This is a genomic window from Streptomyces sp. NPDC050535, assembly GCF_044457665.1.
GTDB lineage: Bacteria > Actinomycetota > Actinomycetes > Streptomycetales > Streptomycetaceae > Streptomyces.
Window position 1 is genome coordinate 170,166 of the sequence record NZ_JBITHE010000008.1, and the last position, 23,761, is coordinate 193,926.

General features: G+C 71.1%; 19 protein-coding genes. 14 read left to right on the forward strand and 5 right to left on the reverse strand.

Annotation, left to right across the window (positions count from 1 at the left end):
- The first annotated feature begins 226 nt into the window (after nt 1-226).
- Both ACIBLC_RS20035 and thiD read left to right on the forward strand, forming a co-directional pair.
- The gene (locus ACIBLC_RS20035) at nt 227-1,192 is read left to right on the forward strand and encodes a thiamine-phosphate kinase (RefSeq protein ID WP_399212341.1); all 966 of its coding nucleotides are present in this window, start codon (nt 227-229) and stop codon (nt 1,190-1,192) included.
- Nucleotides 1,189-1,986 carry a bifunctional hydroxymethylpyrimidine kinase/phosphomethylpyrimidine kinase gene (gene thiD, locus ACIBLC_RS20040; RefSeq protein WP_399212342.1) on the forward strand — a complete coding sequence of 266 codons (798 nt, stop codon included), beginning with the start codon at nt 1,189-1,191 and terminating at the stop codon, nt 1,984-1,986. The genes ACIBLC_RS20035 and thiD overlap by 4 nt, the downstream gene beginning before the upstream one ends.
- A 143-nt stretch (nt 1,987-2,129) precedes the next feature.
- On the opposite strand, the gene rpmB is transcribed toward thiD, so the two are convergent.
- Complete coding sequence (gene rpmB, locus ACIBLC_RS20045; RefSeq protein WP_399212343.1) at nt 2,130-2,315, reverse strand: 50S ribosomal protein L28; 186 nt, start codon at nt 2,313-2,315, stop codon at nt 2,130-2,132.
- 258 nt (nt 2,316-2,573) lie between these two features.
- Between rpmB and ACIBLC_RS20050 the strand changes: the two genes are divergently transcribed.
- Nucleotides 2,574-4,304, forward strand: coding sequence for a DAK2 domain-containing protein (locus ACIBLC_RS20050; protein WP_399212345.1), 1,731 nt, complete (start codon nt 2,574-2,576; stop codon nt 4,302-4,304).
- Nucleotides 4,305-4,351: 47 nt separating this feature from the next.
- Here ACIBLC_RS20050 and ACIBLC_RS20055 read toward each other — a convergent pair whose 3' ends face one another.
- Nucleotides 4,352-7,819: a tetratricopeptide repeat protein gene (locus ACIBLC_RS20055; protein WP_399212346.1), complete on the reverse strand. Its 3,468-nt coding sequence runs from the start codon at nt 7,817-7,819 to the stop codon at nt 4,352-4,354.
- Nucleotides 7,816-9,654 carry an HSP90 family protein gene (locus ACIBLC_RS20060; RefSeq protein ID WP_399212347.1) on the reverse strand — a complete coding sequence of 613 codons (1,839 nt, stop codon included), beginning with the start codon at nt 9,652-9,654 and terminating at the stop codon, nt 7,816-7,818. Before ACIBLC_RS20060 ends, ACIBLC_RS20055 begins: the two co-directional genes overlap by 4 nt.
- A 163-nt stretch (nt 9,655-9,817) precedes the next feature.
- On the opposite strand from ACIBLC_RS20060, the gene recG reads away from it, so the two are divergent.
- From recG to mutM, 8 genes are all read left to right on the forward strand, one after another.
- A complete protein-coding gene (gene recG / locus ACIBLC_RS20065) occupies nt 9,818-12,037 on the forward strand; it encodes an ATP-dependent DNA helicase RecG (RefSeq protein ID WP_399212348.1) in 2,220 nt (739 codons plus the stop codon).
- 113 nt (nt 12,038-12,150) lie between these two features.
- On the forward strand, nt 12,151-12,738 hold the full coding sequence (gene rsmD, locus ACIBLC_RS20070) for a 16S rRNA (guanine(966)-N(2))-methyltransferase RsmD (RefSeq protein ID WP_399212349.1): 588 nt from the start codon (nt 12,151-12,153) through the stop codon (nt 12,736-12,738).
- Between the two features lie 26 nt (nt 12,739-12,764).
- Nucleotides 12,765-13,244, forward strand: coding sequence for a pantetheine-phosphate adenylyltransferase (coaD, locus tag ACIBLC_RS20075; protein WP_399212511.1), 480 nt, complete (start codon nt 12,765-12,767; stop codon nt 13,242-13,244).
- A 110-nt stretch (nt 13,245-13,354) separates the two neighbouring features.
- The gene (locus ACIBLC_RS20080) at nt 13,355-14,434 is read left to right on the forward strand and encodes a cell division initiation protein (protein WP_399212350.1); all 1,080 of its coding nucleotides are present in this window, start codon (nt 13,355-13,357) and stop codon (nt 14,432-14,434) included.
- Between the two features lie 128 nt (nt 14,435-14,562).
- Complete coding sequence (locus ACIBLC_RS20085; RefSeq protein WP_399212352.1) at nt 14,563-15,207, forward strand: YceD family protein; 645 nt, start codon at nt 14,563-14,565, stop codon at nt 15,205-15,207.
- Between the two features lie 2 nt (nt 15,208-15,209).
- Nucleotides 15,210-15,383 (forward strand): 50S ribosomal protein L32, encoded by a 174-nt coding sequence (rpmF, locus tag ACIBLC_RS20090; protein WP_033321093.1) that lies wholly within the window; start codon nt 15,210-15,212, stop codon nt 15,381-15,383.
- A gap of 19 nt (nt 15,384-15,402) precedes the next feature.
- A complete protein-coding gene (rnc, locus tag ACIBLC_RS20095) occupies nt 15,403-16,248 on the forward strand; it encodes a ribonuclease III (protein ID WP_399212354.1) in 846 nt (281 codons plus the stop codon).
- Nucleotides 16,249-16,382: 134 nt separating this feature from the next.
- Nucleotides 16,383-17,243 carry a bifunctional DNA-formamidopyrimidine glycosylase/DNA-(apurinic or apyrimidinic site) lyase gene (gene mutM, locus ACIBLC_RS20100; RefSeq protein WP_399212355.1) on the forward strand — a complete coding sequence of 287 codons (861 nt, stop codon included), beginning with the start codon at nt 16,383-16,385 and terminating at the stop codon, nt 17,241-17,243.
- Nucleotides 17,244-17,260: 17 nt separating this feature from the next.
- On the opposite strand, the gene ACIBLC_RS20105 is transcribed toward mutM, so the two are convergent.
- Together ACIBLC_RS20105 and ACIBLC_RS20110 are read right to left on the reverse strand one after the other, a co-directional pair.
- Complete coding sequence (locus ACIBLC_RS20105; RefSeq protein ID WP_399212357.1) at nt 17,261-17,668, reverse strand: winged helix-turn-helix transcriptional regulator; 408 nt, start codon at nt 17,666-17,668, stop codon at nt 17,261-17,263.
- 105 nt (nt 17,669-17,773) lie between these two features.
- Entirely contained in the window at nt 17,774-18,745 is a 972-nt protein-coding gene (locus ACIBLC_RS20110) for a CAP domain-containing protein (protein WP_399212513.1), read from the reverse strand.
- Between the two features lie 142 nt (nt 18,746-18,887).
- On the opposite strand from ACIBLC_RS20110, the gene ACIBLC_RS20115 reads away from it, so the two are divergent.
- The 3 genes from ACIBLC_RS20115 (at nt 18,888) to smc (ending at nt 23,547) form a co-directional block, all read left to right on the forward strand.
- A complete protein-coding gene (locus ACIBLC_RS20115) occupies nt 18,888-19,169 on the forward strand; it encodes an acylphosphatase (protein WP_399212359.1) in 282 nt (93 codons plus the stop codon).
- A gap of 386 nt (nt 19,170-19,555) precedes the next feature.
- Entirely contained in the window at nt 19,556-19,756 is a 201-nt protein-coding gene (locus ACIBLC_RS20120) for a hypothetical protein (RefSeq protein WP_365428924.1), read from the forward strand.
- A 209-nt stretch (nt 19,757-19,965) separates the two neighbouring features.
- Entirely contained in the window at nt 19,966-23,547 is a 3,582-nt protein-coding gene (gene smc / locus ACIBLC_RS20125) for a chromosome segregation protein SMC (protein WP_399212360.1), read from the forward strand.
- Nucleotides 23,548-23,761 lie beyond the last annotated feature (214 nt).

Genomic DNA, 23,761 nt, shown 5'->3' on the forward strand with positions numbered 1-23,761 from the left:
GCGGGGAGACCCGCGGTGGCTGGGGCTTGCGCGCCGGGGTGCACAGACTGCACGAGTTGACGGTCATTTCGACCGTACCGAGTACCAGGACGGCACGCGACCGCACCGAGGACGGTTCGTCTGCCGCGGCGCGGGACGGATCGCGCAGCGCGGCGCAGGCGGTACGCGCCGCGGTTCGGACGAGTCGTACCGTGGCGCAGACAGGAAGAGAAGGGGCAGTACGACTATGAAGGGCACCGTGGGCGAGTTGGGGGAGTTCGGGCTCATCAAGGAGCTCACCTCGCGTCTCACCACCACCCCGGCGGTCCGGGTCGGCCCCGGCGACGACGCCGCGGTGGTGGCCGCGCCCGACCGCAGGGTCGTGGCGAGCACCGACATCCTCCTGGAGGGGCGGCACTTCCGCCGCGACTGGTCGACGGCGTACGACGTCGGGCGCAAGGCCGCCGCGCAGAACCTCGCGGACATCGCCGCGATGGGCGCCGTACCGACCGCGCTGCTGCTCGGCCTGGTCGTCCCGGCCGAACTCCCGGCCACCTGGCCGTCCGAGATGATGGACGGACTGCGCGACGAATGCCAGGTCGCGGGCGCCTCCGTGGTCGGCGGCGATGTCGTACGCGGCGACACCATCATGGTGTCGATCACCGCGCTCGGCGATCTGCGCAACCACGAGCCGGTGACCCGGGGCGGCGCCCAGCCCGGTGACGTGGTCGCCGTGACGGGCTGGCTCGGCTGGTCGGCGGCCGGGTTCGCGGTCCTCTCCCGGGGCTTCCGCTCACCGCGCGCCTTCGTCGAGGCGCACCGGCGCCCGGAGCCGCCCTACCACGCGGGTCCCGCGGCGGCCGGGCTCGGCGCGACCTCGATGACGGACGTCAGCGACGGGCTGATCGCCGACCTCGGGCACATCGCCGAGGCGAGCAAGGTGCGCATCGACGTGCGTTCCGGGGACATCGACATCCCGACCCAGATGAACGACATCGGGCAGGCCGTCGGCGTCGACCCCATCCAGTGGGTGCTCACCGGGGGCGAGGACCACGCGATCGTCGCCACCTTCCCGCCGGACGTGAAGCTGCCCGCCCGCTGGAAGATCATCGGTGAGGTGCTCAACCCGTCGGCGCTGCCGCAGGTCACGGTGGACGGGGCGCCGTGGACGAACACGGGCGGCTGGGACCACTTCGGGGACATCGAGTCGTGAGCGTCCCGCCCCGCGTGCTGACGGTCGCGGGCTCGGACTCCGGTGGCGGGGCCGGGATCCAGGCAGACCTGAAGACGATGCTCGCGCTCGGCGTGCACGGCATGAGCGTGATCACGGCCGTCACCGCGCAGAACTCCCTGGGCGTGCAAGGCGCTTGGGAACTGCCGGTGGCGGCCGTACGCGCCCAGTACCGCAGCGTGGTCGACGACATCGGCGTCCAGGCGGTGAAGACCGGCATGCTCGCCTCCGCCGAACTCGTCGAGGCCGTCGCCGAGTTGATCGCCGCCACGGACGCGCCGGCCGTCGTCGACCCGGTCGGCGTCTCCAAGCACGGCGACTCGCTGCTGGCCGCCTCCGCGCTGGATTCCGTACGGACGAGGCTGCTGCCGGTCGCGACCGTGGCGACGCCGAACCTCGACGAGGTCGCCCAGCTGACGGGTGTGCGGGTCGAGTCCGAGGAACAGTTGCGGGAGGCCGCGGCCGCTGTGCTGGCGTACGGCCCGAAGTGGGTGCTGATCAAGGGCGGCCATCTGCCCGCGGACGCCGTCGATCTGCTGACGGACGGGTCCGAGGAGCACTGGCTGCGCGCGCCCCGCCACGACAACCGGCACACGCACGGCACGGGCTGCACGCTCGCCTCGGCCATCGCCTGCGGACTGGCGAAGGGGGAGACCGTGCCGGAGGCTGTCGCGGCGGCCAAGGAGTATGTCACCGGGGCGATCGCGGCCGGGTTCGCGCTGGGAGGCGGGATCGGGCCGGTGGATCACGGGTGGCGGTTCAGGGCAGGCACGTAAACGCTTACGTAAGCGTTTACGTGTGCATTTTCCTACGCGCTCGCGTCGTTTCCCGTCTGGTCGGGAGCAGCAAAAAACCGGCCCACCGTGAGATGGACCGGTTCAGTGCAAGCGAACCAGCAGTGGCCGCGCGCTAGCGGTTGTCAGCGCGTGACCTTGCCGGCCTTGATGCACGAGGTGCAAGCGTTCACGCGCTTCGGCGTCCCGCTCACCACGGTACGGACGCGCTGGATGTTCGGGTTCCAGCGACGAGGTGTACGGCGGTGTGAGTGCGAGATGCTGTTGCCGAAGCTCGGCCCCTTGCCACAGACGTCGCAGTTGGCAGCCACGGGTCACTCCAAAGACTTCAGATGAACTTACGGTGGATCCCGGCATGCCGAGATCAAGATCTAGGATCTGAGTGGCGGTGCCAGGGGGAAGACCCGATCTGATCGGGCAACTGGAGCAGCATACAACGACTGCGTCCGGAGAACGAAACTACCATGGCTGCCCCGGGCTCCGGCCTGGCCCTCCAGAGGGCCCCCTACCGGCAGTAACCCCTTCTGGGTCTACGCTGCGTCCACGTCCAGCAGCTCAAGGAGGCGCAGGTGCCCAAGGTGCCGCAGACGTTCGATGCTCTCGCGGTGCGCACCTGGTGCGGCCTCGCGCTGGAGGCACTGGGACGGGCGCGCGAGGAGATCGACGCGATCAACGTCTACCCGGTGGCCGACGGGGACACCGGCACCAACCTGTATCTGACGCTGGAGTCGGCGAACGCCGCGGTCGAGGCGGTCTTCACGGGGCACGAGGTCGGCGCCGCTGCCGGTCGCGAGGCCGACAGCCACGGGCCGTCGCTCGCCGACGCGGCGGGGGCGATGGCGCACGGGGCGCTGATAGGGGCCCGGGGCAACTCCGGGACCATCATGGCGCAGCTGTTGCGCGGTATGGCGCAGGTACTCGGTGCCGACGGTGAGACCGCTCACATCGACGGGCCGGGTCTGCGGTCCGCCCTCCGGAAGGCCGCCGACTCCGCTCGTCAGGCCGTCGCGCACCCCGTCGAGGGCACGGTCCTCACGGTCGCCTCGGCCGCCGCCGACGCGGCCACCGGCACCGAGGGGGACTGCGGCACGGTGGCGCGGGCGGCGTACGAGGGAGCGCGGGCGGCCCTCGCGGCGACTCCCGGGCAACTGGCCGTCCTGGAGCGCGCCGGTGTCGTCGACGCGGGCGGACGGGGGCTGGTGGCGGTGCTGGGGGCGCTGGTGGAGACGTTCACGGGGGAGGCCCCGAGGGCGTTCGCCGGGCCTGCCGAGGTCCACGCGCGCGTGCGGACGGCCCGGGCCGCCGTCGACATCGTCGGTGTCGGCATCGGGGGAGTGCACGCCGACGTGTGCGCGGACCCGGTGCCGGAAGAGGGCGGGCCGGCCTTCGAGGTGATCTACCTCCTGGAGGCGGAGGACGGGCCCGTGGCCCGGTTGCGGGACCGGCTCGACCGGCTGGGCGACTCGCTCGTCGTCGTCGGCGGGGACGGGCTGTGGAACGTCCATGTGCACGTGGACGACGCGGGTGCCGCCGTGGAGGCGGGAGTCGAGGCCGGACGGCCGTACCGGATCAGGATCACGCACTTCGGGCTCGGGGACGTCCACACCGGCGGCCCGGGGCGGCCGGTGCGGGAGCCGGCGCAGCGTGCCGTCGTGGCGGTCGTACCCGGCGAGGGGCTGGCCGGGCTGTACGCGGAGGCCGGGGCGACCACCGTGCTCGCGCGGCCGGGGGAGCCCCCCGCGAGCGGCGAGCTCGTCGAGGCCGTACGGCGTGCCCACGCGCGCGAGGTGGTCCTCCTGCCCAACGACGCCGAACTGCGCCACACCGCGGCGGCCGCCGCCGAGCAGGCGCGCGCGGACGGTGTCAGGGTCGCGCTGATCCCGACCCGCTCCGCGGTCCAGGGGATCGCCGCGCTCGCCGTCCACGAGCCGGAACGCCGCTTCGACGAGGATGTCGTCGCCATGACCTCCGCGGCCGGCGCCACCCGCTACGCCGAGGTCGCCGTCGCGGAGCGCCAGTCCTGGACCATGGCCGGCATCTGCCAGGCCGGCGACGTCCTCGGCCTCATCGACGGCGACGTCGCCGTCATCGGCTCCGACATCACCGTCACGGCCGAAGCCGTCCTCGACCGGATGCTGTCCGCCGGCGGTGAGATGGTCACCCTCGTCCTGGGCGACGAGGCGCCCGAGGCCATTGCCGGCCACCTGGAATCCCGCGTCCGTGAGTCGTATCTGGCGGTGGACACGGTGGTGTACCGGGGCGGTCGGCAGGGAGCGTTGTTGCTGATCGGGGTGGAATAGCCGGTGAGCGGTTGGACGCGCCGGCCCGCCTCCACCCCTGGCGCCGGTCAGTTCTCCGAACGCCCCTCCGTCACCTTGAGGATGCTCTCCGCCTCCGAGCGCCTGGCGTCCGCGGTCTCCCCCTCCAGCCCCGCGTACGCGGAAAGCACTCCACGCGCGCGTGCCGCGGCCGCGGCGGGCCGGTGAAGGTCCGCCTCCAGCCGGCCGGCGGCGAGTTCGGCGCCGGTACGGACGTCGACGACCTCGTCCCCCAGGGAGGCGAACACGGAGATCGCCTCGGCGAAGTGGGTCAGCGCCTCCTCGTAGGCGGCCCTGGCCGATTCCTCCGCCGCGTCGTCCGGCACGGAACGCGCCACCAGGTCGCCGAACTGACGGTGGGTGTGCCCGAGTTCGGCGACGAGACGGAGGGCCGCGGCGGTGTCCTCGTCCTCGTCCTCGTGCTGGTTCTCGGCGTCGGCTTCGTTGTCGGTCTCGCTCTCGGTCGCGGTCTTGAATTCCGCGTCGGCGTCGGCGTTGGCGTCGGCTTCGGCTGAGTCGGAGGCGATCGGCGTGGCTTGGATCGCGATCTCGCACTCCCGCACCGCCGCCGTCATCAACTCGCGTGCCCCGTCGAGTCCCGCCTCCGCACCGGCGGCCGACCAGGCGCGGGCCCGCAGCGAGCGGACCAGCCCGTGGACGTTGCCGAGCTCGCGCCAGAGGTCGCCGGCGCGCTCGTACGCCTGGTCCGCCTGGGCGGGCAGTCCGGCGTTTCCGAGGGCCTCGGCGGCGAGATGGGCGAGCATCGCATGGTCGCGCTGCTCGGGCCAGTGACGGGCGATGTCGGCGGCCCGCAGCCAGTGATCGGCGGCCTCTCGGTGGTCGCCGAGTTCGGTGAGGCAGTCGCCGAGCCACCAGTTGGTCTGCACGATCGCGCCGTCGCCGTGCATGGCGGTCGTCAGGTCGGGCAGCGCCGACTCCAGGATCTCGGCGGCCTCGGCCCAGCGCCCCTGACGCACCAGGAAGCCGCCGAGCTGGTGCCGGGCCCAGGCGCCGAGCGTGGCACTCTGGCCCGCTTCGTCGGCCCAGTGCGCGGCCTCCAGGGCGTGTTCGGCCGCGGGCCCGAACTGCCCGGTGCCGCCGAGGATCTCGGCGAGCTGAAGGTGCAGCTGTGCGTGGCCCGGCGCCTCCAGGTGGATTCCGCCGTGCTCCAGCGCCCCGCGTACCGCCCGCTCCGCCGCTTGCGGGTCGCCGAGGTGCAGGGCGATACCGGCGAGCCGTGCCTCGTGCTCCACCGCGAACCACGGCAGTCCGGCCGACACGTACGTCTCGACGGCCCGGCCGAGCAGCTCAGCGGCCTGCTCGGCGTCCCCGGCACGCGCGGCGAGCTCCCCGAGCATGGCCTGCGCCTCGGCGGCCCGCGAAGCCAGCCGCACGTCCCCGACATGGGGCCCGGTAAGAGCCAACAACTCGCGTGCCGCGGCTTCGGCGGCGGCTACGGGGGTGAGGCGGGGCGGGCGCGCGGGTACTTGCCGGGCTGTGCGTTCGGGCGTACCCACGACCCGGGGCGCGTGGGTGTCTTCGTGCGTGCCCGCGTCTCCGGCGGTGCCGGTGTCTTCACGCGTGCCCGCGGCTCCGGCTTCAACTGTGTCTTCGCGCCTATTCGCGACTCTGACCGCGCCGGCGTCTTCGAGACCGCCCGCGGCTCCGGCTTCGCCTGTGTCTTCGCGCGTATCCGCCGCTCCGGCCCCGCCTGCGTCTTCGTGTGAGCCGGTGCTTCCGCCCACGCCGAGGGCCGCTGCCGGGACTCCGGCCTCCGCCGGGACTCCGGCCTCCGCCGGGACTCCGGCCTCCGGGTCCGTCCCGCGCTCCGGGCCGGTCCCACCGTCCGGCTCGGTCCCAGCCTCCCCGTCACCCCCCGCTCCCGGTCCCGCCTCATCCACCCGATGCATCAGAATCCGCGCCCGCCCCACCAGCACGGACGCCGTCTGAGACACCCCCGTGGCGCCCTCCGCGAGGAGCGCGAGCGCCTGGTCGTACAGTTCCGAGACGCTGGTCAGGGCTTCGTCCGTGCCACCGGTCAGGGCGAGGACGTAGGCGGCGCGGGCGCGGGCGGCGAGGGCCTCGCCGGGGTCGTCGGCCTCGGCGTAGAGCTCGGCCGCGCGGTGGAAGAGGTCGATGCCCTCGGGGCCGCGCTCCATCGCCGCGTGGTCGGCTATCTCCGCGCGGTCGCGGACGTCCAGCTCGTGACCCTCGGCGGCACGTGCGACCGCCGCCCAGGCCTCGATGGCGTCCGGACTCCGGGAGTCCGACAGGCGGCGGGCCTCGGCGAGCAGCGCGGGCAGGCCGGGCTCGGCGGCTGCCGCCGCCGACGCGACGGCGGGCGGACGCGACGCGTGCGCCGTGGGTACGGAGCGCGCGGAGCGCACGCCCAGCGGCAGGCGTTCGACGAGCCCCGACTGGTTCATCCGCGTCCGCGCGCGGGTGGTGACATACGACGTGCCGTTGCGCGCGTCGAAGCGCGCCGCCAGCGAAAGCGCCTCCCCGCGCGCGTGGGCGGCGAGGTCGCGCGCTGTCCACGCGCGGCCGGCAGGACCGGGAACCGTCTGATCACCGAGTCCCAGGGAGGACAGGTGGTCCATCAGGAGGGTCACCACCGCCATGAAGTCCAGCTTGCTGCGCGGATCCCCGGTGTCAGTGAAGTACGCGGGACGCTCGGCGAGCAGTTCCAGCGCGCGCGCCTCGTTGCCGGAGAGCGCGCAGAACTCCACGTGGTCCGCGTACGCGCCGCGCATGCTCTCCATGGCGCGGACGAGCCGGAACCCGCGCAGATGGTTGGCGCGCGCCTCCTCCACACGCCCAAGGCGCAGCAGGGGCACCAGGGAGGACGCCAGGACGGTGTGCGGCTCGTGGGCGCAGGAGTACTCGCCCTCCAGGACCGGGCCCCACAGCTCCAGCGCCTCCGCGTCGGAGCCGCGCTGCGCCCGCCACCACCCCTGGCCGTGCAGCTCGCACGCGTGGCAGTCGGCCATGGTGTCCCGGTCGGCGGCCAGCCAGGCGGCGTAAGCCCGCTCGGCGCGGTCCAGGTCCCCGAGGTGCGCGGACACGCTGAACTCGGCGCTGCGCACGGCCCGTTCGGAGTGCCCGGCCAGCCGGTAGCGGTGCTCCATCTCGCCGAGCCACTTCTCTATGGAGGCGAGTGGAATGTGCGGCTGGTCCAGCATTCCGGCCGACATCCACTTGAAGACCCAGTGCAGCGAGTGGATCTCGTACTGGTCGAAGTCCTCGGGGCGTTCGTCCCACATGCGCAGCAGGCGCGCGAAGGGGACGAACATCTTGTCCTTCTCGGAGCTGTAGTTGTAGACCTTCAGCTGGTGCCCGAGCGCCTCGATCACCGCGAGGGGGATGCCGAGTTTCTCCGCCGAGGCCAGCAGCTGCTCCGCGCGCGCGTTGCGGGCGGGCCCCTCCGGCTGGTCGAAGTTGTCCCCCATCGCATGGCGGAGGGCGTCGAAGTCGGTGATCGCGTCGAACTCGCTCATCGTCGGCCGTCCTCACCGGAGTTGGTGTGCGTGGCCCACTCGAGGAGGCCGATGAACGCGCGGTTCAGAAGAGCGGAGTCCGCGGGCCGCAGCGGGCGCTGGGCCATCAGCAGGGCCTGTCCGTAGAGGGACTCCGTGGCGGTGCCGATCAGCTCCGGGTCCTTGAGTGAACTGATGCGCCGGATCAGCGGGTTCAGATGGTTGAGCACCAGACGCGCGCGTGGAGCGCTGCCGCGCAGCGACCCGAGGATGCCTGCCCACAGGTCGTCGGCCCGGTCCTCGGCCTCCGCGCGGGCCTGTTCGTGCCGGGCCCCCCGGTCGTCCAGGTGCAGCGCCGGGACCGAGAGCGGGTGGAAGGCGCGCAGGACCACGTCGCAGCCCAGGGGATCGAGTCTGGCCCGCGCCGCCCCCAGGAAGGCCGCCAGCGCAAGTTCCTCGGCCGGGTCGACCGAGTCCAGGTGCGCCGTGACGGTGTCGGCGTCCAGCTCCGAGACGACCGTCCCGGGGCGCACCGACGGCAGCGCCTCGACCAGCTCGCTGTCGTACGTGTAGCCGCCGTTGACGACCCCGACGCCCTGCGCGGAGGCGATCGGCGCGACCTGCCGGTACTCCTCCACGGTCCGCGTGAAGTGCACCACCGGGTGCCGCTGCGCGAACTCCTCCAGGGAGAGCCGTCCGTCGGTCGTCTCGAAGGGCAGCCACGGCAGCATCGTGCGCAGCATCTCGGGGTCGTGCCGGGCCAGCGACTTCACGCCCAGGTGGTGGACCGACAGGAAGGCCGCCAGCCGCTCCGGGTCACCGGCCGCGAGACCGGTCAGCCAGGACCGGATCCGCTCGCCCAGTGCCTCGCGTACGGCGGCGAGCGTCTCGTCCTCGTACAGCGACTCGCGCGACGCGGTGGGCCGCAGGCTGTCCGTGTCCAGGACGCAGCGCACGAAGAACGCCCAGTCGGGCAGCAGCTGTTCGGCCCGCTCGGTGAGCAGCATGCCCTTCAGGTGCACACGATGGCTCGCGCGCTGGGCGGGGCTGACCGAGGACGGCAGGACGTACGCGACGCCCCGGATCCCGGCGAGCGGCACGTCCAGGTCGATCGAGTCCAGCGGAGTGAACCCGAACAGGTCGTGGCAGTGCCGCGCCAGGGCCACCCTCCGGTTGGCGGGGCTCGGGTACGCGCGGTCCCAGGGCGCCGGCAGGTCCGAGATCGCCTCGTCGCCGACCCGTACGTCGTACGGCAGCAGCGCGCCGAAGTCCCGCGCCAGTGACCGGACCTTCTCCTCCGTGAGCCACTCGCCGGCGCCGGCCCGCGCCACCAGGTGCACGGTGGTGCCCGGTTCGGTGCGGGCCTCGTGCGGCAGGGTGCGCACGGTGTACGAGCCGTCGTCGGCCGCCGTCCACTCCACCGGTGCCGCGTCGGGCGTACGGGCGCTGCGGCTGACGACCCGGATCCGCTCGGCGACCACGAAACACGCCAGCAGGCCGATACCGAACTGGCCGAGGAAGTCGGAACGCGCCGACTCCAGACCGTCGTTCCGCTTGGAGCTGCGGCCGATGGTCGCGAGGAGGCTGTGCACGTCGGACTCGGTGAGTCCGATTCCGGAGTCCTCCACGCGCAGGGCGCCGTCCTCGGCGTACAGGCGCACGGTGGCAGGCGCGTCCGGCTGTTCGGCGCGCCGGGCGGTGATGGCGTCCACGGCGTTCTGCAGCAACTCGCGCAGATAGACCTTGGGACTGGAGTAGAGGTGATGGGAGAGCAGGTCCACCAAACCGCGCAGGTCGACCTGGAACGTATGAGGTGACTGGGATGCCTGGGATGGCTGTGAGGTCTGGGAGTCCATCGTCGCAGCGCCGGTGGGGGGACGGGCGACGGCGCGGGGTCGGGCGGTCCCGGTGGACGGTGACCGCGAAGAGGGCCGGAGCCGGTCATCCTAGGCCCCGAACGACGCGTCTGACCAGCGGATTTCCAGGACGTATACGGCATTGTCAGTGCGGTGGTGTGCAATGGATCTCGTGTCCGTGCTCGAAGAACCACTGAAGAACGCGCTCGGTTCCGCCACCGCGAAGGTGATGGCCGAGCACCTCGGCCTGCACACCGTGGGTGATCTGCTGCACCACTATCCCCGCAGATACGAGGAGCGCGGGCAGCTCACCCACCTCGCGGATCTGCCCATGGACGAGCATGTGACGGTGGTCGCCCAGGTCGCCGACGCCCGTCTGCACTCGTTCGCGTCGTCGAAGGCTCCGCGCGGCAAGGGCCAGCGCCTCGAAGTGACCATCACGGACGGCAGCGGCCGCCTCCAGCTGGTCTTCTTCGGCCACGGCGTGCACAAGCCGCACAAGGAATTGCTGCCCGGCACACGCGCGATGTTCTCCGGCAAGGTCTCCGTCTTCAACCACCGCCTCCAGCTGGCCCACCCGGCCTACGAGCTGCTGCGCGCCGACGACGACGAGGCGACCGAGACCGTCGGCTCCTGGGCCGGGTCCCTCATTCCGCTCTACCCGGCCACCGCCAAGCTGGAGTCCTGGAAGATCGCCAAGTCCGTGCAGACGGTGCTGCCGAACGCGCGGGAGGCCGTCGACCCGCTTCCCGACTCGCTGAGGGACGGCCGGGGTCTCGTCACGCTCCCCGAGGCGCTGCTGAAGATCCACCGCCCGCAGACCAAGGCGGACGTCCTCGACGCCCGCGCCCGTCTCAAGTGGGACGAGGCCTTCGTCCTCCAGGTCGCGCTGGCCCGCCGTCGGTACGCCGACGACCAACTCCCCGCCGTGGCCCGCGAACCCAAGCCGGCCGGCCTCCTCACCGCCTTCGACGCCAAGCTTCCCTTCACGCTCACCGAAGGCCAGCAGAAGGTCTCCAAGGAGATCTTCGACGACCTCGCGACCGAACATCCGATGCACCGGCTGCTCCAGGGAGAGGTCGGCAGCGGGAAGACGATGGTGGCCCTGCGCGCCATGCTCACCGTCGTCGACGCGGGTGGACAGGCCGCGATGCTCGCGCCCACCGAAGTGCTCGCCCAGCAGCACCATCGTTCGATCACCGAGATGATGGGGGAGCTGGCCGAGGGCGGGATGCTCTCCGGGGTCGAGCACTCCACGAAGATCGTGCTGCTCACCGGGTCCATGGGGGCCGCGGCCCGGCGCCGGGCGCTGCTGGACCTGGTCACCGGTGAGGCCGGGATCGTCATCGGCACGCATGCGCTGATCGAGGACAAGGTGCAGTTCCACGATCTGGGCCTGGTCGTGGTCGACGAGCAGCACCGTTTCGGTGTCGAGCAGCGTGACGCCCTCCGGGGCAAGGGCAAGCAGCCCCCGCACCTGCTGGTCATGACCGCCACGCCCATTCCGCGCACCGTGGCGATGACCGTCTTCGGGGACCTGGAGACCTCCGTCCTGGACCAACTCCCCGCCGGGCGCTCGCCGATCGCCAGCCATGTCGTGCCCGCCGCCGAGAAGCCCCGTTTCCTGTCGCGCGCGTGGGAGCGCGTGCGCGAGGAAGTGGAGAACGGCCATCAGGCGTACGTGGTCTGCCCCCGCATCGGTGACGAGGAGGACGGCTCCGGCAAGGCCAAGAGCAAGAAGAAGGCCCCGGAGGACGAGGCCGAGAAGCGCCCGCCGCTCGCCGTCCTCGACATCGCCGACCAGCTCGCCAACGGCCCCCTCCAGGGGCTCAGGGTGGAGGTCCTGCACGGCAGGATGCAGCCCGACGACAAGGACGCCGTCATGCGCCGCTTCGCCGCGGGCGAGACCGACGTCCTGGTCGCGACGACCGTGATCGAGGTCGGGGTGAACGTGCCGAACGCGACGGCGATGGTGATCATGGACGCCGACCGGTTCGGTGTGTCGCAGCTCCACCAGCTGCGTGGCCGCGTCGGCCGCGGCTCCGCCCCAGGCCTGTGCCTCCTGGTCACCGAGATGCCGGAGGCGAGCCCGGCACGCCAACGGCTGAACGCGGTGGCGTCCACGCTCGACGGCTTCGAGCTCTCCCGCATCGACCTCGAACAGCGCCGAGAGGGCGACGTCCTCGGCCAGGCCCAGTCCGGCGTCCGCTCCTCGCTACGGATGCTGGCCGTCATCGAGGACGAGGACATCATCGCCGAGGCCCGTGAGGAAGCCACCAGGATTGTCGCCGCCAACCCCGACCTCACCGACCTCCCCGCCCTGCGCACCGCCCTGGACGCCCTCCTCGACGAGGAGCGCGAGCAGTACCTGGACAAGGGCTGACCGGGCACCGGGACCCACCGCGTGCCCTCAGCCCGGCAGGCAGTCCCTGCCCCCTGGCTGAGAGACTGGGAGCCGGCACACCCGCCGCCCTCTCACCAGCGAAAAGGACCCTCATGACTCGCGTGATCGCCGGCCGGGCCGGCGGACGCCGTCTGGCTGTTCCGCCGGGTACCGGTACCCGGCCCACCTCCGACCGGGCACGCGAGGGCCTCTTCTCCACCTGGCAGTCGCTGCTCGGCGGCCCCCTCGAGGGCGAGCGCGTCCTCGATCTGTACGCGGGGTCGGGCGCCGTCGGCCTGGAGGCGCTGAGCCGTGGCGCGGGACACGCCCTGCTCGTGGAGGCCGATGCCCGCGCGACCCGCGTCATCCGGGAGAACGTGGAGACACTGGGCCTGCCCGGCGCCGAGGTCAGGCCGGGCAAAGCGGAACAGATCGTCCATGCTCCGGCGCCGTCGGACCCGTACGACCTCGTCTTCCTCGATCCGCCGTACGCCGTCCCGGACGGGGATCTTCGCGAGATTCTGCTCACACTCCGGACGGGGGGCTGGCTCGCGGCCGAAGCCCTCGTCACCGTGGAGCGCAGCACCAGAGGCGGCGATTTCGGGTGGCCGATCGGTTTCGAGGCGATCAGGGCCCGTCGGTACGGTGAGGGGACGTTTTGGTACGGTCGCGCCGCCGCTACGTGCGAAGACGCACGATGACCGGACTGGAGAGCGAGGGACCTCAGTTGCGCCGCGCCGTCTGTCCCGGGTCGTTCGACCCGATCACCAACGGACATCTCGACATCATCGCCAGAGCCTCCAAGCTGTACGACGTCGTGCACGTCGCCGTGATGATCAACCAGTCCAAGCAGGGCCTCTTCGAGATCGACGAGCGGATCGAGCTGATCCGCGAGGTCACCGCCGAATTCGGCAACGTCGAGGTCGAGGCGTTCCACGGCCTCCTCGTCGACTTCTGCAAGCAGCGCGACATCCCCGCGATCGTCAAGGGCCTGCGCGCCGTCAGTGACTTCGACTACGAGCTGCAGATGGCCCAGATGAACATCGGCCTGTCGGGCGTGGAAACCCTCTTCGTCCCCACCAACCCCACCTACAGCTTCCTGTCCTCCTCGCTCGTCAAGGAGGTCGCGACCTGGGGCGGCGACGTCTCCCACCTGGTGCCACCCGTGGTCCTGGAGGCGCTCAAGGGGCGTCTCGGCAAGGACTGAGCCCGTCCCGGAGAACTGACAGTCCGTCATCCGGTGTCGGGCGGGGCGGGAGTGGTCGTACAGTCGACCCGTCCGTCTCCATCACAGTCGTAGAGAGTGGCGAGCGCAGAGTGGACGTGCAGAAGAAGCTCGATGAGATCGTCGCGTCGGTCGGCAGCGCCCGTTCCATGCCCATGTCGGCCTCGTGCGTGGTCAACCGCGCCGAGCTGCTCGCCATGCTCGAAGAGGTGCGCCAGGCACTGCCCGGCTCCCTCGCCCAGGCCGAGGAGCTGATCGGCGGCCGCGAGCAGCTGGTCGAGCACGCCCGTCAGGAGGCCGAGCGGATCATCGAGACCGCGCACGCCGAGCGCGGCTCGCTGATCTCCGACACGGAGGTCGCCCGGCGCTCCCAGGCCGAGGGCGACCGCATTCTCACCGAGGCCCGCAGGGAGGCCGAGGAGGTCCGCGCCGAGGCCGACGACTACGTCGACTCCAAGCTCGCCAACTTCGAGGTCGTCCTCACCAAGACCCTCGGCTCCGTGGGCCGCGGCCGCGAGAAGCTCCTCGGTACCGGGCCCGGCACCGACGAGCAGGGATACGAGGACGAGGACGCCCCCGAGCGCAGCCACGACCCGGAGACGCTGCGCCGCAGCGCCGACGAGTACGTCGACGTCAAGCTCGGCGCCTTCGAGGCCGTCCTCGCCAAGACCCTGGACGCCGTGGGCCGCGGGCGGCAGAAGCTGCACGGCCGCATCGCCAGCGACGACCTCGGCCTCCTCACGGAGGACGGGACACCCGTGCACCACACGAACGACTCCGACTACCTGGCGGGTCTCGCGGGCACGGCGGCCCCCGAGCAGCCCGCGGCGCCCCCGGCTCCGGAGATCCCGGCCCAGCAGCCGGCCTACGCGCAGCAGGACGCGTACGGATACCAGCAGCAGGCCGCCGCCGACCCGTACGGATACCAGCAGCAGTACACCCAGCAGGACCCGTACGCGTACCAGCAGCAGACCGCCGACCCGTACGCGGCCTACCCGCAGCAGCAGGGCTACGACCAGCAGGCGGGATACGACCAGAGTCCGCAGCAGGCCTACGCGCAGCCGCAGGCGAACGCCGCCGACGCGCAGCCGCAGGCCCTCGACGAGACCAGCCTCTTCGACACGGGCATGATCAGCGCGGAGCAGCTGCGGGCGTACGAACAGGGGCGCTGACACCGGATTGGGCCGAGAGCGAAAGGTCCAGTATCCTGGCTCTTCGGTCGCTTGTACGTCCGCGATCACAGCTGCCCGGATCATCACGGGCGGCAACCCCCCTTGAGCTTCGAAGATCGAAAGCAGGAATGGCTCTGAACGCCCGCCTCGACCACCGCAACCCGCTCGTGTTCGACACACACGAGCTGGGGCGGCGTCCTGGCGCGCTGCAGCGCCTGTCCCGCACGATCGACGCCCCCAAGGATCTCGGGATCCAGGGAGTCATCGGAGTGCCGGAAGGCGCCCCGGTGGAGCTCGACCTCCGGCTTGAGTCGGTCATGGAAGGGGTGCTTGTCACAGGCACCGCCCGTGCACTGGCCAAGGGGGAGTGCGTAAGGTGTCTGGAGCCACTCGAGCTGGAGCTCGAAGCGGAATTCCAGGAGATGTTCTCGTACCCTGACGCCGACGACCGGGGCCGCCCCAAAGCGGAACCGGCCGACGACGCCGAGGACGACGAGGACACGCTCTTTCTCGAGGACGGCCTGTTCGACCTCGAGGTCGTGCTGCGTGATGCGGTGGTGCTCGCACTGCCGATGCAGCCGGTGTGCCAGGACGACTGCCCCGGCCTGTGCTCCGAATGCGGAGCCCGGCTCGCGGACGCCCCGGACCACCATCACGAGGCCGTCGACATCCGTTGGGCGGCACTGCAGGGACTCGCCGGTTCACTCGAAGATGGCGAGAAGGACGAGTTGGGCGGCGCCGAAGCAGGCGTCGACGAGAAGCAGGAGAAGTAGCCGTGGCTGTTCCGAAGCGGAAGATGTCGCGCAGCAACACGCGCCACCGCCGGTCGCAGTGGAAGGCTGCGGTCCCCAACCTGGTCGCGTGCGAGCGCTGCCACGAGCCCAAGCTGCAGCACATCGCGTGCCCCGCTTGCGGCACCTATAACAAGCGCCAGGTCCTCGAGGTCTGAGCGGCTGGTGAGAGGTCTGATGTCTGACGCCAAGGCGGAGTCAAGCGCCAAGAAAAAGGCGGAGAACACAGCCTCGTCCCACACGCTTCTGGAAGGGCGGCTCGGCTACAAGCTCGAGTCCGCCCTTCTGGTGCGTGCGCTGACCCACCGTTCGTACGCGTACGAGAACGGCGGTCTGCCGACCAACGAACGCCTGGAGTTCCTCGGGGACTCCGTGCTCGGCCTCGTGGTCACGGACACGCTGTACCGCACTCACCCCGACCTCCCAGAAGGCCAACTGGCCAAGCTGCGGGCCGCGGTGGTCAACTCGCGTGCGCTTGCGGAGGTGGGTCGCGGCCTCGAACTCGGCTCCTTCATCCGGCTCGGCCGGGGCGAGGAAGGCACGGGAGGCCGGGACAAGGCGTCCATCCTTGCCGACACCCTTGAAGCGGTGATCGGCGCGGTCTATCTCGACCAGGGTCTGGACTCGGCGGGCGAACTCGTCCACCGGCTCTTCGACCCGCTCATCGAGAAGTCCTCGAATCTGGGCGCGGGCCTGGACTGGAAGACCAGTCTCCAGGAGCTCACCGCGACCGAGGGGCTCGGCGTTCCCGAGTACCTGGTCTCGGAGACGGGCCCGGATCACGAGAAGACCTTTACTGCTGCCGCCCGCGTCGGAGGCGTCTCGTACGGCACCGGCACCGGCCGCAGCAAGAAGGAGGCGGAACAGCAGGCCGCGGAATCAGCGTGGCGTGCGATCCGTTCCGACGCGGACGAACGCGCGAAGTCGGCCAGGGCCGCCGTAGAAGAGGCGGCAGCCCAGGTCACCGAGGAGATCGCCGACACCTCCCCGGCGCCGGCGACGAGCGATTCGGCCACGGCCTGATCCTTCACAACGGCGGCAACTGACGTACCGATGTACAGAAGTGGTCGCGGCACCCGTAGTACCCGCAGTATCCGAACCCCGTCGCAGCGCTCGCGCAGCGGCGGGGTTCGCATCGCATTCTCCGGAGGAGCACCGTGCCCGAGTTGCCCGAGGTCGAAGTCGTGCGGCGCGGTCTGGAGCGCTGGGTCAGCGGGCGCTCCGTGCGCACGGTGGAGGTCCGGCATCCGCGAGCCGTACGGCGCCACCTGGCCGGGCCCGAGGGCTTCGCCAAGGCGCTCGCCGGCCAGACCGTGGGAGAAGCCAGGCGTCGCGGCAAGTACCTGTGGCTGCCCCTCGCCGACTCCCCGCACTCCGTGCTGGCGCACCTCGGCATGAGCGGTCAGCTCCTGGTGCTGCCCGAGGACGCCCCGGACGAGAAGCACCTGCGCGTCCGTGTCCGCTTCGAGGACGACCAGGGCACCGAACTGCGCTTCGTCGACCAGCGCACCTTCGGCGGCCTCTCCCTGCACGAGAACACCGCGGACGGCCTGCCGGACGTCATCGCGCACATCGCCCGCGATCCGCTCGACCCGCTCTTCGACGACGCCGCGTTCCACACCGCGCTGCGCGGCCGCCGTACGACCATCAAGCGCGCCCTGCTCGACCAGTCGCTGATCAGCGGAGTCGGCAACATCTACGCCGACGAGGCGCTCTGGCGCTCCAGGCTGCACTACGAACGGCCCACGGGAACCTTCACGCAGCCGCGCACCGCCGAGTTGCTCGGCCACATCCGCGACGTCATGAACGACGCCCTGGCCGCCGGCGGCACCAGTTTCGACAGCCTGTACGTCAACGTCAACGGGGAGTCGGGCTACTTCGACCGCTCGCTCGACGCGTACGGGCGTGAGGGCGAGCCCTGCGGACGCTGCGGGACGCCGATGACCCGGCGCGCCTGGATGAACCGCTCCAGCTACTTCTGCCCGCGCTGTCAGCGCGCGCCGCGTAAGACGGCGTAGACCCGACGCGACGGGTCCTAGCCCCGGCGGGTCTCGTCGTAGCGCTCGCGGGACTCCAGTACGTCGTCCATGCGGCCCTCCATGAAGTGGATGAGGGTCAGCAGACGCTCGGCGACCTCGCGGCCGAGGGGGGTGAGTGTGTAGTCGACGCGCGGCGGATTGGTCGGCTGTGCGTCGCGGTGGACCAGGCCGTCGCGCTCCAGCGCCTGGAGGGTCTGGGAGAGCATCTTCTCGCTGACGCCGTCGACACGGCGGCGCAGCTCGTTGAAGCGGAACGTGCCGTCGTGCAGCGCTCCCAGCGTCAGCGCGCCCCAGCGTCCCGTCACGTGCTCCAGCGTGCGCCGGGACGGGCAGTTCCGGGCGAACACGTCGTAGGCGAAGTCCTGACCCCCGCCGCTCCCGGCGGTCCCCCCGGCTGTCTCCATGGTCGTAGCGTACTCCGACAGCGCCAACCAGCGGGTTGCGCTAACGAATCGACAGCGCGCTCGGCGGCGTTCGAAGCGGGTCGGCGCCCTAGCCGGTCAGTACGGTCAGTACCCGAAGTCCTGCGTCCACCAAGGGCCGCCCGTGCCGAGGTGCACGCCCACGCCGAGGGTCTTGAAGTCGCAGTTCAGGATGTTGGCGCGGTGGCCGGGGCTGTTCATCCAGGCTTCCATCACGGCCTCGGCGGTGGACTGCCCGCGGGCGATGTTCTCGCCGCCCAGGTTGCTGATTCCGGCGGTCGCCGCACGGTCCCAGGGAGTGGCGCCGTCGGGGTCGGTGTGGTCGAAGAAGCCGCGCGCGGCCATGTCCTCGCTGAAGACGGAGGCCAGCTCCGACAGGGAGCTGTTCGCCGCCACCGGGCTGCAACCCGCGGTGGCGCGCTCGGCGTTGACCAGCTTGAGCACCGCGGCCTCGGCGGCTGTCTCCGCGGACACCGTCACGGGGGCGGTGGCCTCCGGAGCCTCGGTGGTCTTCTCGGCGGGCTTCGAGGGCTCTTGCGTCTTGCTGGGCTCGGCCGTGGGCTTCTTCTTCGCCGGTGCCGACGCCGAAGGAGCGGTGGTGGAGGGCGTGGAGGGGGCGGCGGACGGTGAGGCGGCGCGATCGGCGTCACGGCTCGTCCCCGTGTCGTCGCGCTCGCTCTCCGCGCTGCCCGAGGTGCCGCCCTGCTCGGTCTCCACGCTGGACGGGGAACCGGCGGCCTGCACGTTGTCGGCGTTGCCGCCGCCACCGCCGATCGAGTAGTTCTCGCTGCCGGGCAGCACTCCGGTCGCGACGGCGACGGTGCCCAGGGCCACGGCGGCGGAGACGCCGAGCAGCCCCGTACGTACGGGCGCGCCCTTCCGCTTGCGGTGCGAGCGGGCGCGGGCGTCGTCCGGGAGGTCGGCGACGGCCGCGTAGCCGTACAGGTTCTCCGGGCCGTAGGGGCCGGTGGTGACCGTGCGGTTCGTGCGGGTGTCGGTGTCCCCGGCGGCGCGACCTGTGGCGGCGCGGCCGGCGGCTGAGCGTCGGTGGCGTCCCATCTCCTGGCCTTCCTCGATCTTGCGGTCAGCGAACCTCACCCTAAAGAGTGAGTTTCATATGAGACTCATTGGGTCGGGACGGTACCGCATGGCGCAAGGGGGGGAAGTGCCGCGAGAGACATTGTCCGGTTAGCGTGCGCCTATGAACGAGGTTGCACGGGTGGTCATCTGGGTGCGCGGAAGGGTGCAAGGGGTGGGTTTCCGCTGGTTCACCCGGGCCAGGGCGCTGGAGATCGGGGAGCTGAGTGGTTTTGCTCTCAATCTGGACGACGGACGGGTCCAAGTGGTTGCGGAGGGCCCCCGGGCCGGCTGCCAGAGTCTGCTCGACTGGCTCCAGGGCGACGACACACCCGGGCGCGTAGAAGGAGTCACTGAGATCTGGGACACGCCCCGTGGGATCTACGACGGGTTCGCCATCCGCTGAGGAAGCCGTCGACAACCGACCGGCCGGAGTCTCGGTGCACGCACATGACACCTGCCGGGAGCGGAAAGGCCCAGGTGGTTGCCAAGAATGGCAGGGGGTGACAGGCTCCGCGGATACGGATGATCTCCCGGCCCCGAGGGCCCGCAGGAGTCGCAGCGCCGCCCTCGAGGGGCCGCGGGCCCCAGTCATGCACGCCATTGCGGGGCGTGATCGTGTTGACCGTCAAACTTTTTGGTGAGACGCTGAAAACCCCGCGCACCTTAGCTGTTTGGCATGTGGAACAGCAGCAAGAACTTAAAAGTGTCAAGCAACGCGGGTGCGATTCCCTCACGACCCATCGACCCACACCGTTTCGGTCGGTCACTCAGTGTGGAGGACCATCCATCATGGCAAAGGCGCTTCTCGGTTACGTCGGCGGTTCCGACCCGCGACTCATTGCCGAGATGCGACGGCTCCAGCAGCGCGTACAAGACCTCGAATCCGAGCTCGGACGGATCCAGGCCGAGAACGACGCGCTCGCGGCTGCCGCTTCTCACGACTCGCTTCTCGATCTCGACGTACCCCAGGCGGAGCCTGCGCTCACCTGATCACCGCATCGCACCACGACAGCGGTGGTTGGGCAGCTCACATCAACCGCTAAGTTGTCAGAATCGCAAGGGACGCCTCTTCGGCGTCCCTTCTTTCTTTCCCCTGCGCGCTCTACCACTCTCTTCAACGTCTGGTGTGCCCTGCACGTTCATGGGTGAAACCGCGCGTTCATGGAGTGAGACCGGCCCGAAAGGTAGAGTTCAGCGGCGTGCACCTCAAGGCCCTCACCCTGCGCGGGTTCAAATCGTTCGCCTCGGCGACCACGCTGCGGTTCGAACCAGGCATCACCTGCGTCGTGGGCCCCAACGGCTCGGGCAAGTCCAATGTGGTGGACGCGCTCAGCTGGGTCATGGGCGAGCAGGGCGCCAAGTCGCTGCGCGGCGGCAAGATGGAGGACGTCATCTTCGCCGGCACGACCGGGCGGCCACCGCTGGGCCGCGCCGAGGTGTCCCTCACCATCGACAACAGCGACGGCGCGCTGCCCATCGAGTACGCCGAAGTCACCATCACGCGGATCATGTTCCGCAACGGCGGCAGCGAGTACCAGCTCAATGGCGACACGTGTCGGCTGCTGGACATCCAGGAACTGCTGAGTGACTCCGGCATCGGCCGCGAGATGCACGTCATCGTCGGGCAGGGCCAGCTCGACTCCGTACTGCACGCCGATCCGATGGGCCGCCGCGCCTTCATCGAGGAGGCTGCGGGCGTCCTCAAGCACCGCAAGCGCAAGGAGAAGGCGCTGCGGAAGCTGGACGCGATGCAGGCGAACCTGGCCCGCGTCCAGGACCTGACGGACGAGCTGCGGCGGCAGTTGAAGCCGCTGGGCCGGCAGGCCGCGGTCGCACGCCGCGCCGCCGTCATCCAGGCCGATCTGCGCGACGCCCGGCTCCGTCTCCTCGCCGACGACCTCGTACGCCTGAGGCAGGCGCTCCAGGGCGAGATCGCCGACGAGGCCGCGCTGAAGGAACGCAAGGAGGCCGCCGAGTCCCTGCTGAAGAAGGCGCAGCAGCGGGAAGCGCTCCTGGAGGACGAGGTCCGGCAGCTCGCCCCGCGCCTCCAGCGCGCCCAGCAGACCTGGTACGAGCTGTCGCAGCTCGCCGAGCGGGTGCGCGGCACGATCTCGCTGGCCGACGCGCGCGTGAAGAGCGCGACCTCGACGGCTCCCGAGGAGCGGCGCGGGCGGGACCCCGAGGACATGGAGCGCGAGGCCGCGCGGATCCGCGAGCAGGAGGCCGAGCTCGAAGCGGCCCTGGAGGCGGCCGAGCACGCCCTTGAGGACACCGTCGAGCACCGGGCCGAGCTGGAGCGCGAGCTCACCGTCGAGGAACGCCGACTCAAGGACGTCGCCCGCGCCATCGCCGACCGCCGCGAGGGCCTGGCCCGCCTCAACGGCCAGGTCAACGCCGCCCGTTCGCGGGCCGCCTCGGCCCAGGCCGAGATCGACCGCCTCGCCTCCTCCCGCGACGAGGCACAGGAGCGCGCGGTCGCGGCCCAGGAGGAGTACGAGGAGCTGAAGGCCGAGGTCGACGGCCTCGACGCGGGCGACGCCACGCTGGCGGAGCAGCACGAGGCGGCCAAGCTGGCGCTGACGGAAGCGGAGGCCGCGCTGACAGCGGCCCGCGAAGCCGCCACGACGGCGGAACGCAAGCGCGCCGCGACCCAGGCCCGCCGCGAGGCCCTCGCGCTCGGGCTGCGCCGCAAGGACGGCACGGGGGCGCTGCTCGGCGCCAAGGAGCGACTGACGGGTCTCCTCGGTCCCGCGGCCGAACTCCTCTCGGTCACCCCGGGTTTCGAGGTCGCGCTGGCCGCGGCCTTCGGTGCCGCGGCCGACGCCATCGCCGTCACCACCCCGGCCTCGGCGGCGGACGCCATCCGCATGCTCCGCAAGCAGGACGCGGGGCGGGCGGCGTTGCTGCTGGCGGGGGCGCCGGAGGAGCGGGACACGCACACGGCGGAGGGCGACGTACCCCGTCAGGAGCGGAACGACGGACCGCCGTACGCCGCCGATCTCGTCCGGGCTCCCAGCGAGCTCATGCCCGCCGTACGACGGCTGCTGCGCGGGATCGTGGTGGTCAGCACCCTGGAGGACGCCGAGGAGCTCGTCTACTCGCGGCCGAAGCTGACCGCCGTCACCGCCGAAGGGGACCTTCTTGGCGCCCACTTCGCGCACGGCGGGTCGGCCGGGGCGCCGAGTCTGCTGGAGGTGCAGGCGTCCGTCGACGAGGCGGCGGCGCAGCTCGAAGAGCTGGCCGTACGGTGCGAGGAACTCGGCGAGGCGCAGCACGAGGCCACCGGACGCCGGAAGGAATGTGCCGCGCTCGTCGAGGAACTGGGGGAGCGGCGGCGGACCGCGGAGCGCGAGAAGTCGGCGGTGGCGCAGCAGTTGGGACGGCTGGCCGGGCAGGCGCGGGGCGCGGCGGGCGAGGCGGAGCGCAGTACCGCCGCCGCCGCGCGGGCGCAGGACGCCCTCGACCGGGCGGCGGAGGAGGCGGAGGAGCTGGCCGAGCGGCTCACCGTCGCCGAGGAGATGCCGGTGGAGGAGGAGCCCGACACCGGCGTACGGGATCGGCTGGCCGCCGACGGCGCCAACGCGCGGCAGACCGAGATGGAGGCCCGGCTCCAGGTGCGTACGCACGAGGAGCGGGTGAAGGGGCTCGCCGGACGGGCCGACGGGCTCGACCGGGCCGCGCGCGCCGAACGCGAAGCACGCGCGCGTGCCGAGCAGCGCCGGGCACGGCTGCGGTACGAGGCCGAGGTCGCTGGGGCCGTCGCCTCCGGAGCGCGGCAGCTCCTCACGCACGTCGAGGTGTCGCTTACCAGGGCCGAGGAAGAGCGGGCCGCCGCCGAGAACGCGAAGGCGCACCGGGAGCGGGCTCTCGGCGCCGCCCGTGGCGAAGGACGCGACCTCAAGGCGGAACTCGACAAACTCACGGATTCAGTTCACCGGGGCGAGGTACTCGGCGCCGAGAAGCGGCTGCGGATAGAGCAGCTGGAGTCGAAGGCGTTGGAGGAACTCGGTGTCGAACCGGCGGGGCTGGTCGCCGACTACGGTCCGCAGCAGCTCGTGCCGCCCTCGCTCCCCGCCGAGGGCGAGGAACTGCCCGAGGACCCGGAGCACCCGCGCAACCAGCCACGGCCGTTCCACCGATCCGAACAGGAGAGGCGGCTGAAGTCAGCCGAACGGGCGTACCAGCAGCTCGGGAAGGTCAATCCGCTCGCCCTCGAGGAGTTCGCCGCGCTGGAGGAGCGCCACAAGTTCCTCAGTGAGCAGTTGGAGGACCTCAAGAAGACGCGGACCGACTTGCTTCAAGTCGTGAAGGAGGTCGACGAGCGCGTCGAGCAGGTCTTCACCGAGGCGTACCGGGACACGGCTCTTCAGTTCGAAGGTGTCTTCAGCCGGCTGTTCCCGGGCGGTGAGGGGCGGTTGATCCTGACCGACCCCGACAACATGCTCACCACGGGTGTGGACGTGGAGGCGCGTCCTCCGGGCAAGAAGGTCAAGCGGCTGAGTCTGCTCTCCGGCGGGGAGCGGTCCCTGACCGCCGTGGCCCTGCTCGTGGCGATCTTCAAGGCTCGGCCCAGTCCGTTCTACGTGATGGACGAGGTCGAGGCGGCGCTCGACGACACCAACCTCCAGCGGCTGATCCGGATCATGCAGGAGCTCCAGGAGGCCTCGCAGCTGATCGTGATCACGCACCAGAAGCGCACGATGGAGGTCGCCGACGCGCTCTACGGCGTCTCCATGCAGGGCGACGGTGTGTCGAAGGTCATCAGCCAGCGACTTCGATAGGTACGTGTAGCTAGCACGTGTCTTGACCTGCGGCTTCCCCTTGGGTTCAACTATTGAACACCTCTATGTGATTTCAGCGGGTAATCCGCCAGGCAGGGGCGGCGTTGACTTCGAAAGTTGAAGGCATAGTCTCTGCACCGTTGCCTTTACCTTCAGGTGGTGAGCGGCGTCATGTTGTGCGCCACTTAAATGACCATGTGAAGGGCTCGCCCCC